The organism is Enterobacter sp. TCD1-1, from assembly GCF_020567405.1.
GTDB classification, from domain to species: Bacteria; Pseudomonadota; Gammaproteobacteria; order Enterobacterales; family Enterobacteriaceae; genus Enterobacter; species Enterobacter quasiroggenkampii.
Map to the genome: position 1 here is coordinate 157,929 of NZ_JAJCXF010000002.1, position 13,474 is coordinate 171,402.

Genomic DNA, 13,474 nt, shown 5'->3' on the forward strand with positions numbered 1-13,474 from the left:
AAGAAACACCCTGAAAAAACCAGGGGTAAACCAGAGAAAAAATGAGTCCATCAAGGCTTTTAAAAACATTTATTTCAATGAGTTAAATATCAACCCGCTGCGCTTACGTACGCGGTTAACTGCTGTAGTCGATTTTTTCTTTTTTTCATTTACTACTACATTCCCGCATGATTGAATGATTCTCAATTACATGTCCGATGCCACTTCCGGCTAACGGACAGACCGTAAAGGGCAATGACTCACACAGTTTGCCGCGAACGCATTCGCGGGATATTTCGGGATAACAGATGTAATGGCTACGTTCACACCTTCACTCTCAGGGATAAAAGGGCGCGCGCTCTTTTCACTGCTGTTTATGGCGCCGCTGGCGCAGGCAACAGACACCACCGCAGCTAAAGACGGCGAAACGCTTACCGTCACCGCCGATCCAAATACTTCGGCGGAAGCCACCAACGGCTACCAGCCGCTGAACACCTCCACCGCAACGCTGACCAACATGCCGATGCTGGATATCCCGCAGGTGGTCAATACCGTCAGCGATAACGTGCTGGAGGATCAGCACGCCACCACGCTGGATGAAGCGCTCTATAACGTCAGCAACGTGGTGCAGACCAATACCCTGGGCGGTACGCAGGATGCCTTTGTGCGCCGCGGGTTTGGCGCGAACCGCGACGGGTCAATCATGACCAACGGCCTGCGCACCGTCCTGCCGCGCAGCTTTAACGCCGCCACCGAGCGCGTGGAGGTGCTGAAAGGCCCGGCCTCCACGCTGTATGGCATTCTCGATCCGGGCGGCCTGATTAACGTCGTCACCAAACGCCCGGAGAAGACCTTCGGTGGTTCAATTTCTGCCACCTCTTCCAGCTTTGGCGGCGGCACCGGACAGGTCGATGTGACCGGCCCGATCGACGGCACGCGCCTGGCGTATCGCCTCACGGGGGAGTATCAGGACGAGGATTACTGGCGTAATTTTGGCAACGAACGCAGCACCTTTATCGCCCCATCCCTCACCTGGTTCGGCGATGATGCCACCGTGACCGTGCTCTATTCGCATCGTGACTATAAGACGCCGTTCGATCGCGGTACGATCTTCGATCTCAACACTAAAAAAGCCGTTGATGTCGATCGCAAAACCCGCTTTGACGAACCGTTTAACATCACTGACGGGCAGTCCGACCTCGCTCAGCTCAACGCGGAATATCGCCTCAACAGCCAGTGGACCGCGAAGTTCGACTACAGCTACAGCCAGGACAAATACAGCGATAACCAGGCCCGCGTCATGGCCTACGATGCAAAAACCGGCAACCTGACCCGCCGCGTGGATGCGACCCAGGGCTCGACCCAGCGCATGCACAGCACCCGCGCGGATCTGCAGGGGAATGTGGATATTGCGGGCTTTTACAATGAGATCCTGACCGGCGTGTCGTATGAGAATTACGACCTGCTGCGCACGGACATGATGCGCTGTAAAAACGTCAAGGATTTCAATATCTATCACCCGACGTATGGCAATCTCGGCAAATGCACCACCGTGTCGGCGTCCGACAGCGACCAGACGCTCAAGCAGGAAAGCTACTCTGCGTACGCGCAGGATGCCCTGTACCTGACCGATAAGTGGATCGCCGTCGCCGGGATGCGCTATCAGTATTACACCCAGTACGCGGGCAAAGGCCGCCCGTTCAACGTCAACACCGACAGCCGCGACGAACAGTGGACGCCGAAGCTGGGGCTGGTCTATAAGCTCACGCCAGCGGTCTCGCTGTTTGCCAACTACTCGCAGACGTTTATGCCGCAGTCGTCCATTGCGAGCTACATCGGCGACCTGCCGCCGGAAACGTCGAATGCTTACGAAGTGGGTGCAAAGTTCGACCTGTTCGACGGTGTTACCGCCAATATCGCGCTGTTTGATATTCACAAACGCAACGTGCTGTACAACGAAAGCGTGGGGGGTGAAACCATCGCCAAAACGGCGGGCCGCGTGCGCTCCCAGGGCGTGGAGGTGGATCTTGCCGGATCGCTGACCGAGAACACCAATATCATCGCCAGCTACGGGTATACCGACGCGAAGGTGCTGGAAGACCCGGACTACGCGGGCAAACCGCTGCCGAACGTGCCGCGCCATACCGGCTCACTGTTCCTGACCTACGACATTCATAATGCGTTTGCCGGGAATACCCTGACGCTGGGCGGCGGGGGGCACGGCGTGAGCCGTCGTTCAGCGACCAACGGCGCGGATTATTATCTGCCGGGCTATTTTGTGGCGGATGCGTTTGCGGCGTATAAGATGAAGCTGCAGTATCCGGTGACGCTGCAGGTGAACGTGAAGAACCTGTTTGATAAGACCTACTACACCTCATCTATCGCCACCAACAATCTGGGTAATCAGATTGGCGACCCGCGCGAAGTGCAGTTTACGGTGAAAATGGAGTTTTGATGTCAGTGCGGGGTGTTGTTCCCCTCACCCTAACCCTCTCCCCAAAGGGGCGAGGGGATCGATCGTAGGCCCGGTAAGCGCAGCGCCACCGGGCAAAAAAAAGCCCTGCATCGCAGGGCTTTTTCAGCATCAGGCCTCAATATCCGCCATATCGCCTTTCTCCTGCAGCCAGTTACGACGGTCTTCCGAACGTTTCTTGGCAAGGAGCATATCCATCATAGCGTTGGTCTGCTGTTCGTCTTCGTCGCTGATCGTCAGCTGCACCAGACGGCGCGTGTTCGGATCCAGCGTCGTTTCGCGCAGCTGCATCGGGTTCATCTCGCCCAGCCCTTTAAAGCGCTGCACGTTAGGCTTACCCTTCTTACGCTTCAGCTGTTCCAGCACGCCCGCTTTCTCTTCTTCCGTCAGTGCGTAGTAAACCTCTTTGCCGAGGTCGATACGGTACAGCGGCGGCAGCGCCACGTAGACGTGACCGTTTTTCACCAGCGTGCGGAAGTGCTTCACAAACAGCGCGCACAGCAGCGTGGCGATGTGCAGACCATCGGAGTCCGCATCCGCGAGGATACAGATCTTGCCGTAGCGCAGCTGGCTCAGATCGTCGCTGTCCGGATCGATGCCAATCGCGACCGAGATATCGTGGACTTCCTGCGAGGCCAGCACTTCATCAGACGAGACCTCCCAGGTGTTCAGGATCTTACCCTTGAGCGGCATGATCGCCTGATATTCACGATCGCGCGCCTGCTTGGCCGACCCGCCCGCCGAGTCCCCTTCCACGAGGAACAGTTCGGTACGGTTGAGATCCTGCGCGGTACAGTCTGCCAGCTTGCCCGGCAGCGCAGGGCCGCTGGTCAGCTTTTTACGCACCACTTTCTTCGCGGCGCGCAGACGACGCTGGGCGCTGGAAATCGCCATTTCAGCCAGCATTTCTGCCGCCTGAACGTTCTGGTTCAGCCACAGGGTAAACGCATCTTTCACCACGCCGGAAACGAACGCCGCGCACTGGCGTGACGACAGGCGTTCTTTGGTCTGACCGGCAAACTGCGGATCCTGCATCTTCACGGAGAGCACATAAGCGCAGCGGTCCCAGATATCTTCCGCCGACAGCTTCACGCCGCGCGGCAGGATATTGCGGTATTCGCAGAATTCGCGCATCGCATCCAGCAGCCCCTGACGCAGGCCGTTGACGTGGGTCCCGCCGAGCATGGTGGGGATCAGGTTAACGTAGCTTTCGGTCAGCAGCTCACCGCCTTCCGGCAGCCACAGCAGCGCCCAGTCCACCGCTTCGGTGTCGCCGGTGAAATTGCCGACGAACGGTTTTTCCGGCAGCGTCGGCAGGCCGTTTACCGCTTCGCACAGATAGTCATTAAGGCCATCTTCGTAGCGCCAGGTCTGCTCGGTGTTGTTGACGTTATCCTTAAAGGTAATTTCCACGCCCGGGCACAGCACCGCTTTGGCTTTCAGCAGGTGCGTCAGGCGGGAAACGGAAAAGCGCGGGCTGTCGAAGAAACTCTCGTCAGGCCAGAAGTGAACGCTGGTGCCGGTGTTGCGTTTGCCGCACGTCCCGACAACCTGCAGATCCTGCACCTTCTCGCCGTTTTCAAACGCAATGTTGTACACCTGACCGTCGCGACGGACGTTCACTTCCACGCGTTTGGACAGGGCGTTGACGACGGAAATCCCCACGCCGTGCAGGCCGCCGGAGAACTGGTAGTTTTTGTTGGAGAACTTACCGCCCGCATGCAGACGACAGAGGATCAGCTCAACGGCCGGGACGCCCTCTTCCGGGTGGATATCCACCGGCATGCCGCGCCCGTCGTCAATGACTTCCAGCGACTGATCGGCGTGCAGGATGACGTCAACGCGTTTGGCATGGCCCGCCAGCGCTTCGTCCACACTGTTATCAATAACTTCCTGGCCCAGATGGTTTGGGCGCGTCGTATCGGTGTACATCCCCGGGCGGCGGCGAACCGGCTCAAGCCCGGTGAGGACCTCAATGGCATCAGCGTTATAGGTTTGCGTCATGATTTAAACTAGCAATTCGCATTGATTGTCAGTGGCTGTGCAGTCCAAGAAAATCGACAATCTGGGTGAAATGATTCTCAAAGCCCGTGAAAGCATGGTTTCCGCCCTCTTCTATAGTCTGGCGGCAGGAGGCGTAATACGCCACTGCCTGGCGGTAATCCAGCACTTCATCTCCCGTCTGTTGCAGCAGCCAGATGAGATCCGGCGCCTCGAGCGGGTCGACCTGCATAACTTTGAGATCGTAAATATGGCGTGACTCTAGCACATATTGCTGGCCGGTGTAGGGGTTCTCGTTTTCGCCAAGAAAGTCCCGCAGCAGCTCAAATGGCCGTACCGCCGGATTAACCACCACGGCGGGCAGCATAAAGCATTGCGAGAGCCAGGTGGCGTAATACCCGCCCAGCGATGAACCGACCACACCGAAGGTTTCGCCGCCGTGCGCAAGCACAATGGATTCCAGCATCTCCGCGGCTTCTGCCGGGTAAGGCGGCAGCTGAGGGATAATCATCTCAACGTCGGGGTGATGCTCGCTCAGCCACTGGCGAAACTGTGTCGCTTTTGCGGAGCGCGGCGAGCTGTTGAATCCGTGCAGATAAAGGAGCGTAGACATCAATAGCCTTCTGAAGCGGTGTCCGGGCGGAATTGTGCGCCGGTCAAACGGCAGACTTCCGTGGTCAGCGTGCCGTCGGCATGCAGTTCCAGCCAGCGCCAGCCTGGCGCAATCGTATCCAGCGTAAAGTTGGCGCAGTGCGGCTTAAACTGAACGCAGGTCGATGGTGTCGCCAGCATGCGGCGCCCGTTCCAGTCGAGATCCTGCTCCTGGTGAATATGACCGCACAGCAGATTTTTCACCCGCGGGAACTTCGCCAGCACGCGATCCAGCGCCGCGGAGTTGCGCAGACTGTGCTGATCAAGCCAGCTACAGCCCGCCGGCAGAGGATGATGATGAAGCAACAGCAGCGTGTGACGTTCAGGTTCAGCAGCCAGTTTGGTCTCCAGCCAGTCGAGCTGAAACTCGCTTAACTCACCGTGCGGGACGCCAAACACCTGGCTGTCCAACAGTAGGATCTGCCACTGGTCACCCGCAAAAACACATTTCGCCGGAGAAATCCCCGCATCCTGAAGAGAACTGTACATGGCGGGCTGGAAATCGTGGTTGCCTGGCAGCCAGACGCAGGGCACGCTAAAGCTCGCGATGCCTTCAGCAAAATGCTGGTAGGCCGCGGAAGATTGGTCCTGCGCCAGATCGCCCGTTGCGACAATCAGATCGCATGCACGGTTTTCAGCGTGAATGGCGCTCAGTACCGCCTGATAACTCTCCCAGGTGTTCACCCCCAGCAGCGTTTCATGCTTTTCGGCAAAAAGGTGGGTATCGGTGATTTGTAATATCCTGACTGGCGCCCCACCAGCAACAGTCAGGTTCAACAGGCTTTCCAAATGGTGTCCTTAGGTAGGTTTATGACGCTAACAAACCGGAATCGCCATTGCTCCATGTGCTAAACAATATCTTAGCCAGTCGGCTAAAAACTGGTTAATTTGATGCTTTTCGTCGCGTTGATGCAACTTTTTATTCGGGTAATCATACCGCGCCTTGAAGCGAAAGATCTGCTGGCTTGAACACACTTCAGCGACCATCGCGTCGTGATAGAGGCGTACCGTCATCGACGGCAGGCTCCAGTAGCTAATGCTGGGAGCCGTTTGCTCAATCTCCACCAGCGTAGTGTAGCGCGTTGATTCTGTTATCGTTAATCGATACTGCGCGTTGCTCACCTGATAGCTTACCGTTTCGCCGGGTGCGTCGTTTCTCGGCAACAGGCGGCGCAATTGTGCGAAATTGGTTTCGCACAGGCGCATCATTTCTGGGAAGTCAGGCGTATAGCGCTTCATTTTTTCCACTCGTTTCGTAATGTCTGATAATGCAGCTGCAGCCATTGCAGGGCGATGACAGACGCTGCGTTGTCGATTTTCCCCTCTTCTACCCACTGGTAAGCCTGTTCCCGGCTTACCACATGAACCCGAATATCTTCGTTTTCATCAGCCAGACCGTGAATGCCTTCTGCGGTCGTGGCGTCCACTTCGCCCACCATTATGGATAAGCGTTCGCTGGTGCCTCCCGGGCTTGCCAGATAGCTCAGCACCGGTTTTGTGCGGCCGACCACCAGCCCCGCCTCTTCCAGCGCCTCGCGCCGGGCGACGTCCTCAACCGACTCGCCTTCTTCGATCATCCCGGCCACCATCTCCAGCAGCCACGGGCTCTCACTGACGTCATAAGCGGCGATGCGGATCTGCTCCACCAGCACAACTTCGTCGCGCACTGGGTCAAAGGGTAGCAAGACTGCCGCATGCCCGCGCTCAAAAATTTCGCGTCTGATTTCGCCGCTCATTTCCCCGTTAAACAGGCGATGCCTGAAACGGTAAAGATCCATTGAAAAAAAACCGCTATAAAGCGTTTCTCGTGCAATAATTTCTACATCGTTTTTGGCGAAAGTCACGGGCAACTTATCTGGTTTTTGCATGAGTCGAGTCCTGGTAGCAATGGTGATGAAATTGTGAATTTCAAGGCTGTTTGGCTGCCGTTTGTAAGGCTATATGGTAGATTGGTGCAAATTACCGCCAGATGGCACGTAACGCCAACCTTTTGGTGTGGATGATTCTGTTAGAATCGGCAATTATTTTTTAATTAGATCAGCGCTAATACTGCTTCACAACAAGGAATGCAAATGAAGAAATTGCTCCCCATCCTTATCGGCCTGAGCCTGACGGGCTTCAGTGCAATGAGCCAGGCGGAAAACCTGTTACAGGTCTACCAGCAGGCACGTCTGGGCAACCCTGATTTACGTAAATCAGCGGCCGATCGTGATGCTGCGTTTGAAAAGATTAACGAAGCGCGTAGCCCCTTGCTGCCACAGTTAGGGTTAGGTGCAGATTATACCTACAGCAACGGTTTCCGCGACGCTAACGGCGTAAACTCCAATGCTACCAGCGCCTCACTGCAATTAACACAGACGCTGTTTGATATGTCCAAATGGCGTGCCCTGACCCTGCAGGAAAAAAGCGCAGGCATCCAGGATGTGACCTATCAGACCGACCAGCAGACGCTGATCCTGAACACGGCCACGGCGTACTTCAACGTGCTGAGCGCCATTGACGCGCTCTCCTACACCGAAGCGCAGAAACAGGCCATTTACCGCCAGTTAGATCAAACCACCCAGCGCTTCAACGTGGGTCTGGTGGCGATCACCGATGTGCAGAACGCCCGTTCACAGTACGACACCGTGCTGGCCAACGAAGTGACCGCGCGTAACAACCTCGACAACGCGCTGGAATCCCTGCGTCAGGTTACCGGGAATTACTATCCTGAGCTGGCCTCCCTGAACGTCGACAGCTTCAAAACGGATAAGCCGCAGGCCGTTAACGCCCTGCTGAAAGAGGCGGAAAACCGCAACCTGACGTTGCTGCAGGCGCGTCTGAGCCAGGACCTGGCCCGCGAGCAAATTCGTCAGGCGCAGGACGGCCATCTGCCAACCCTGAGCCTGAGCGCCTCTACCGGCATCTCTGACACCACCTACAGCGGCTCTAAAACCAACTCTGCCCAGTATGACGACAGCAATATGGGTCAGAATAAGGTGGGCCTGAGCTTCTCCCTGCCGCTGTATCAGGGCGGTCAGGTCAACTCCCAGGTGAAACAGGCGCAGTACAACTTTGTTGGCGCGAGCGAGCAGCTGGAAAGCGCCCACCGCAACGTGGTGCAGACCGTACGTTCATCCTTCAACAACGTGAACGCCTCAATCAGCAGCATCAACGCCTATAAACAGGCCGTTGTGTCTGCACAAAGCTCCCTGGACGCGATGGAAGCCGGTTACTCGGTCGGTACACGTACTATCGTTGACGTGCTCGACGCGACCACCACGCTGTACAACGCGAAACAGCAGCTCTCCAGCGCGCGTTATCAGTACCTGATTAACCAGCTGAACATTAAGCAGGCTCTGGGCACGCTGAACGAGCAAGACCTGCAGATGCTGAACAGCGCATTGGGCAAACCGGTCTCTACCTCTCCTGACAGCGTTGCGCCGGAGAACCCGGAGCAGGTTGCCGCGGTTGATAACTTCAACGCTAACGGCACGACCCCTGCTGCACAGCCTGCTGCCGCGCGCACTACCGCGCCTGCCAGCAAGAGCAATAATCCGTTCCGTAACTAAGCATTGCCCGATGGCGCTTCGCTTATCGGGCCTACTGAATCGTAGGCCGGGTAAGCGCAGCGCCACCCGGCGCAAAATCACATCCGAACGTAAGCCAACGTAAAGATCCCCCTGATTCCGCCCCTCTTCGCTTCATTTTCAACCACTCATCCTCTATCCTGAGCGTTATTACCACTGGGTCCTGGAAGACAAATATGAAACGGACAAAAACGATCAATCACGCGTCGTTCCGCAAGAGCTGGAACGCACGTCACCTCACTCCTGTTGCGCTGGCGGTTACCGCTGTTTTTATGCTGGCAGGCTGTGAAAAAAACGATGAAACGGTTTCGCTGTATCAAAACGCGGACGACTGCTCCGCCGCCACCGGTAAAGCGGCCGAATGTAAAACGGCCTACACCAGCGCGCTGAAAGAAGCGGAACGCACCGCGCCGAAATATGCCTCACGCGAAGACTGCGTAGCGGAGTTTGGCGAAGGTCAATGCCAGCAGGCACCGGCTCAGGCCGGCACTGCGCCAGAAAATCAGGCGCAGGCGCAGGCGCAGTCCAGCGGCAGCTTCTGGATGCCGCTGATGGCCGGTTACATGATGGGTCGTCTGATGGGCGGCGGTGCAGGCTACCAGCAGCAGCCGCTGTTTAGCTCGAAAAACCCGGCCAGCCCGGCTTACGGTCAATATACCGATGCCAGCGGCAAAGGCTACGGCGCAGCCACCCCTGGCCGCACCGTGACGGTACCGAAAACGGCGATGGCGCCGAAGCCTGCGACCACCAGCACCATCACCCGCGGCGGGTTCGGTGAGTCTGTGGCGAAACAGACCAGCATGCAGCGCAGCGCGACAGGCACCTCTTCTACTCGCTCAATGGGCGGCTGATCATGGAACGAGTCAGTATTACCGAGCGTCCGGACTGGCGCGAAAAAGCCACCGAGTACGGCTTTAACTTCCACACCATGTACGGCGAGCCGTACTGGTGTGAAGACGCTTACTACAAGCTCACGCTGGCCCAGGTTGAGAAGCTGGAAGAGGTAACGGCCGAGCTGCACCAGATGTGCCTAAAGGTCGTGGAAAAGGTCATCGACAGCGACGAGCTGATGGCCAAGTTCCGCATTCCAAAGCACACCTGGAGCTTTGTCCGCCAGTCGTGGAAAACGAATCAACCTTCGCTTTACTCTCGCCTGGATCTGGCGTGGGACGGCAAAGGCGAGCCTAAGCTGCTGGAAAACAACGCCGATACCCCAACGTCCCTGTACGAGGCGGCGTTCTTCCAGTGGATCTGGCTGGAAGACCAGGCCAATGCTGGCAACCTGCCGGAAGGCAGCGACCAGTTCAACAGCCTGCAGGAGAAGCTGATCGAGCGCTTCGCCGAGCTGCGCGAGCAGTTTGGCTTTAACCTGCTGCATCTCGCCTGCTGCCGCGACACGGAAGAAGACCGTGGCACGGTTCAGTATCTGCAGGATTGCGCCGCCGAAGCGGAGGTCGCGACCGAGTTCCTCTATATCGAGGATATCGGCCTGGGTGAAAAAGGTCAGTTCACGGACATGCAGGATCAGGTGATCAGCAACCTGTTCAAGCTCTACCCGTGGGAGTACATGCTGCGCGAGATGTTTTCCACCAAGCTGGAAGACGCGGGCGTGCGCTGGCTGGAACCGGCCTGGAAGAGCATTATCTCCAACAAGGCCCTGCTGCCGATGCTATGGGAGATGTTCCCGAATCACCCGAACCTGCTGCCTGCGTACTTTGCGGAAGATAATTACCCGCAGATGGAGAAATACGTCGTTAAGCCGATCTTCTCCCGCGAAGGCGCGAACGTGTCGATTATCGAAAACGGTAAAACGCTGGAAGCGGTTGAAGGGCCGTACGGCGAAGAAGGGATGATCGTCCAGGCGTTCTATCCACTGCCGAAGTTTGGCGACAGCTATACGCTGATTGGCAGCTGGCTGATCAACGATCTGCCTGCCGGAATTGGCATTCGCGAAGATCGCGCGCTGATCACGCAGGATCTGTCACGGTTCTATCCGCATATTTTTGTGGAGTAAGATCTGCCGGGTGGCGCTGCGCTTACCGGGCCTACGCTCGACCTGTAGGCCGGGTAAGGCGAAGCCGCCACCCGGCATATTTTCACCCCACCTGCACCGACAGCATACTCAGGCTTCCCATCTCAATCCCGTCGACCGGGATCGTCACCGGCTCCTGACCATCCCACGCGCCAAGCACGTACAGCAGCGGCAGGAAATGCTCCGGCGTCGGGTTAGAGAGCGAACCGCCCTCATGATCCAGATAGTTAACCAGCGGATGTGCCTCAGCCGGACCCTGCCAGGTCAGGTTCGCTTTAACGTAGTCGTTAAAAGCGGTCGCCCACGGGTAAGGCGTATTCTCACCGTGCCAGCGCGCCGTACGCAGGTTGTGCACCACGTTGCCGCTTGCCACCAGCATGATGCCTTCATCACGAAGCGTTGCCAGCTTACGGCCCATCTCCAGATGCCAGGCGGCCGGTTTGGTGCTGTCGATGCTCAGCTGCACCATCGGGATATCCGCATCAGGATACATTTTAATCAACACGCCCCACGAGCCGTGGTCAAAACCCCAGGCTTCTTTATCCAGCGTAACCGGAACAGGCGCCAGCAGTTCCACCAGTCTTTGTGCCAGCTCAGGCGAGCCGGGGGCCGGATAGTGCGTGTCATACAGCGCCTGCGGGAAACCGCCAAAATCATGAATGGTCTTTGGCGCCTCCATGGCGGTCACGCCCGTGCCGCGGGTGAACCAGTGCGCGGATACCACCACAATCGCTTTTGGACGCGGCAGCGTCTCGCCCAGGCTACGCCATGCGCGGGTATAGACGTTGTCTTCCAGAACGTTCATTGGGCTGCCGTGGCCTAAAAACAGGGCTGGCATACGGGAAGAAGTCATGATGATATCCTTACAGAAGGTGTCAATTTAATGGTGCTACATTACGCGCAATCCGGCAAAGATGAACGCAGATAAGCGTGAAGATCATCATCAGGAAATTTGAATGTAAGGAATGTGTAAAGCCGGGGTTGGCCCCTCGCTTTGCCAGAAATGAATCATTTATATTAATGAGAATCATTATCATAAGGAGCAATGCATGTCAGTCCCTCTGATCCTGACCATACTGGCGGGCGCCGCGACGTTCATCGGCGCGATCCTCGGCGTGCTTGGTCAAAAGCCATCAAACCGCGTGCTGGCCTTCTCGCTGGGCTTTGCTGCCGGGATCATGCTGCTCATCTCCCTGATGGAGATGCTCCCTGCGGCGCTGGGCACGGAAGGCATGTCTCCGCTGCTGGGCTACGGCATGTTTGTCGTTGGCCTGCTGGGATACTTCGCGCTCGACCGCATGTTGCCCCACGCGCACCCTCAGGACTTAATGCAAAAAAACGTAGCGCCCGCGCCGCGCAACATTAAGCGCACCGCCATTTTGCTGACGCTCGGCATAAGCCTGCACAACTTCCCGGAAGGCGTGGCGACGTATGTCACCGCCAGCAGCAACCTGGAAATGGGCCTCGGCATCGCCCTGGCGGTGGCGTTGCACAATATTCCTGAAGGACTCGCGGTGGCCGGTCCGGTCTATGCCGCTACGGGCTCAAAGCGCACGGCAATCTTCTGGGCCGGGATCTCCGGCATGGCGGAAATTCTTGGCGGCGTGCTGGCCTGGCTCATCCTCGGTAGCCTGGTTTCGCCGGTCGTCATGGCTGCCATTATGGCCGCGGTTGCGGGGATTATGGTTGCGCTGTCGGTAGACGAGCTGATGCCGCTGGCGAAAGAGATCGATCCAAACAACAACCCAAGCTATGGCGTCCTGTGCGGGATGTCGGTGATGGGGCTAAGTCTGGTCTTACTTCAGGCCGCAGGCATTGGCTGACGTGACGGGCGCCTCCTGAAACGGAGGCGCCTATTATTTGTAAAAGGAATAACTTTTTACGCAATATACGCCCCGCCTCCTTCCTTATAAAAAAATCAAGTTTTTTATTGAACATTACTGTGCGTAATAACACTAAACAATGCATCCGGCATTATAATTTACACTTCTTGAAATTCATCCACTTACAATAAGCCGTATTTATATTTTAATTATATCTACAATGATTTTTAAGCGTGATTAATCGCATTGCCCCGCCGAAGATCGATATACTTTCCTGGCAATATTCTGATTAATATTCAGGATATGAATTCAACTGAAAAAGGATATTTTCATGTTTACAGGAAAAAAAGCGCTTTTAGCCGTGGCAATGGCCACGCTTATTTCTGGATCGGCATTGGCTGCAGAACAAGGCTCAGGCAAGATCAAATTCAAAGGGGTGGTGATTGATGCGCCGTGCAGCATTGCTCCTGATAGCGTTGATAAAGAAGTCGATCTGGGTGAAATTACGACTGCCGTAATTAATGCCAATAAAAAATCGTCACCCGTTGCGGTAGATATCAACCTGGAAAACTGCCAGCTGGACGATCCAGGCGATGAAACCGATACCCCAATCACCAAAGTTGACGTCACGTTCACCAGCTCCGCCACAGATACAACGGATACCAGCCTGATGACCAACACGTATGCCAGCGGTGCGCAGAACGTGGGCGTCCGTCTGCTGGATAATGCGGAAGCGAACATCACCCTGGGTAGCGCCAGTGAAGTTACCCTGCTGGCAGGCTCCGCCACCCAGACGCTGCACTTTAAGGCGCAGATGGAAGTGCTGAGCGGCAAAACGGCAACGCCGGGTCAGGTTGAAGCCACCGCAAACTATGTGCTGGCATATAAATAATTCGAATTTACCTCGTTATCTACCGACTGGCTCGTTATGCCAGTCGGCATTTTA

The 13,474-nt window shown here is 56.4% G+C and carries 12 protein-coding genes; 6 read left to right on the plus strand and 6 right to left on the minus strand.

Annotation, left to right across the window (positions count from 1 at the left end; genetic code table 11):
- Positions 1-292: 292 nt before the first annotated feature.
- Entirely contained in the window at positions 293-2,434 is a 2,142-nt protein-coding gene (locus tag LJA86_RS13575; RefSeq protein ID WP_229226308.1) for a TonB-dependent siderophore receptor, read from the plus strand.
- A gap of 129 nt (positions 2,435-2,563) precedes the next feature.
- Here the strand turns inward: LJA86_RS13575 and parE are convergent, their stop codons facing one another.
- From parE to nudF, 5 genes are read right to left on the minus strand one after another with little or no spacing between them, the layout of a single operon-like run.
- Positions 2,564-4,456, minus strand: coding sequence for a DNA topoisomerase IV subunit B (parE, locus tag LJA86_RS13580; protein ID WP_014833290.1), 1,893 nt, complete (start codon positions 4,454-4,456; stop codon positions 2,564-2,566).
- A gap of 28 nt (positions 4,457-4,484) precedes the next feature.
- On the minus strand, positions 4,485-5,066 hold the full coding sequence (gene yqiA, locus LJA86_RS13585) for an esterase YqiA (protein WP_008502976.1): 582 nt from the start codon (positions 5,064-5,066) through the stop codon (positions 4,485-4,487).
- Complete coding sequence (cpdA, locus tag LJA86_RS13590) at positions 5,066-5,893, minus strand: 3',5'-cyclic-AMP phosphodiesterase (RefSeq protein ID WP_045909978.1); 828 nt, start codon at positions 5,891-5,893, stop codon at positions 5,066-5,068. The genes yqiA and cpdA overlap by 1 nt, the downstream gene beginning before the upstream one ends.
- Before the next feature lie 27 nt (positions 5,894-5,920).
- Positions 5,921-6,343 carry a DUF1249 family protein gene (locus tag LJA86_RS13595; RefSeq protein ID WP_003862516.1) on the minus strand — a complete coding sequence of 141 codons (423 nt, stop codon included), beginning with the start codon at positions 6,341-6,343 and terminating at the stop codon, positions 5,921-5,923.
- A complete protein-coding gene (gene nudF / locus LJA86_RS13600) occupies positions 6,340-6,972 on the minus strand; it encodes an ADP-ribose diphosphatase (RefSeq protein ID WP_024906492.1) in 633 nt (210 codons plus the stop codon). Before nudF ends, LJA86_RS13595 begins: the two co-directional genes overlap by 4 nt.
- Before the next feature lie 204 nt (positions 6,973-7,176).
- Here nudF and tolC point away from each other — a divergent pair, with 204 nt between their 5' ends.
- The 3 genes from tolC (at position 7,177) to LJA86_RS13615 (ending at position 10,687) form a co-directional block, all read left to right on the plus strand.
- Positions 7,177-8,655 (plus strand): outer membrane channel protein TolC, encoded by a 1,479-nt coding sequence (gene tolC, locus LJA86_RS13605; RefSeq protein WP_045909979.1) that lies wholly within the window; start codon positions 7,177-7,179, stop codon positions 8,653-8,655.
- Positions 8,656-8,849: 194 nt separating this feature from the next.
- Complete coding sequence (locus LJA86_RS13610) at positions 8,850-9,524, plus strand: DUF1190 family protein (RefSeq protein WP_229226309.1); 675 nt, start codon at positions 8,850-8,852, stop codon at positions 9,522-9,524.
- Between the two features lie 2 nt (positions 9,525-9,526).
- Positions 9,527-10,687 carry a glutathionylspermidine synthase family protein gene (locus LJA86_RS13615; protein ID WP_048224912.1) on the plus strand — a complete coding sequence of 387 codons (1,161 nt, stop codon included), beginning with the start codon at positions 9,527-9,529 and terminating at the stop codon, positions 10,685-10,687.
- Positions 10,688-10,769: 82 nt separating this feature from the next.
- Here the strand turns inward: LJA86_RS13615 and ygiD are convergent, their stop codons facing one another.
- The gene (ygiD, locus tag LJA86_RS13620) at positions 10,770-11,558 is read right to left on the minus strand and encodes a 4,5-DOPA dioxygenase extradiol (RefSeq protein WP_126534073.1); all 789 of its coding nucleotides are present in this window, start codon (positions 11,556-11,558) and stop codon (positions 10,770-10,772) included.
- Between the two features lie 196 nt (positions 11,559-11,754).
- Here ygiD and zupT point away from each other — a divergent pair, with 196 nt between their 5' ends.
- Positions 11,755-12,528 carry a zinc transporter ZupT gene (gene zupT, locus LJA86_RS13625; protein ID WP_045909982.1) on the plus strand — a complete coding sequence of 258 codons (774 nt, stop codon included), beginning with the start codon at positions 11,755-11,757 and terminating at the stop codon, positions 12,526-12,528.
- 331 nt (positions 12,529-12,859) lie between these two features.
- A complete protein-coding gene (locus LJA86_RS13630) occupies positions 12,860-13,420 on the plus strand; it encodes a fimbrial protein (RefSeq protein WP_045909983.1) in 561 nt (186 codons plus the stop codon).
- The last annotated feature ends 54 nt before the right edge of the window (positions 13,421-13,474 follow it).

What these genes read in the sequence shown, in the direction of transcription:
- yqiA (WP_008502976.1), bottom strand. Translation starts at nt 5,066, where the DNA reads ATGTCTACGCTCCTTTATCTGCACGGATTCAACAGCTCGCCGCGCTCC.
- LJA86_RS13615 (WP_048224912.1), top strand. Translation starts at nt 9,527, where the DNA reads ATGGAACGAGTCAGTATTACCGAGCGTCCGGACTGGCGCGAAAAAGCC.
- tolC (WP_045909979.1), top strand. Translation starts at nt 7,177, where the DNA reads ATGAAGAAATTGCTCCCCATCCTTATCGGCCTGAGCCTGACGGGCTTC.
- zupT (WP_045909982.1), top strand. Translation starts at nt 11,755, where the DNA reads ATGTCAGTCCCTCTGATCCTGACCATACTGGCGGGCGCCGCGACGTTC.
- nudF (WP_024906492.1), bottom strand. Translation starts at nt 6,972, where the DNA reads ATGCAAAAACCAGATAAGTTGCCCGTGACTTTCGCCAAAAACGATGTA.
- LJA86_RS13575 (WP_229226308.1), top strand. Translation starts at nt 293, where the DNA reads ATGGCTACGTTCACACCTTCACTCTCAGGGATAAAAGGGCGCGCGCTC.
- LJA86_RS13595 (WP_003862516.1), bottom strand. Translation starts at nt 6,343, where the DNA reads ATGAAGCGCTATACGCCTGACTTCCCAGAAATGATGCGCCTGTGCGAA.
- LJA86_RS13630 (WP_045909983.1), top strand. Translation starts at nt 12,860, where the DNA reads ATGTTTACAGGAAAAAAAGCGCTTTTAGCCGTGGCAATGGCCACGCTT.
- ygiD (WP_126534073.1), bottom strand. Translation starts at nt 11,558, where the DNA reads ATGACTTCTTCCCGTATGCCAGCCCTGTTTTTAGGCCACGGCAGCCCA.
- parE (WP_014833290.1), bottom strand. Translation starts at nt 4,456, where the DNA reads ATGACGCAAACCTATAACGCTGATGCCATTGAGGTCCTCACCGGGCTT.
- LJA86_RS13610 (WP_229226309.1), top strand. Translation starts at nt 8,850, where the DNA reads ATGAAACGGACAAAAACGATCAATCACGCGTCGTTCCGCAAGAGCTGG.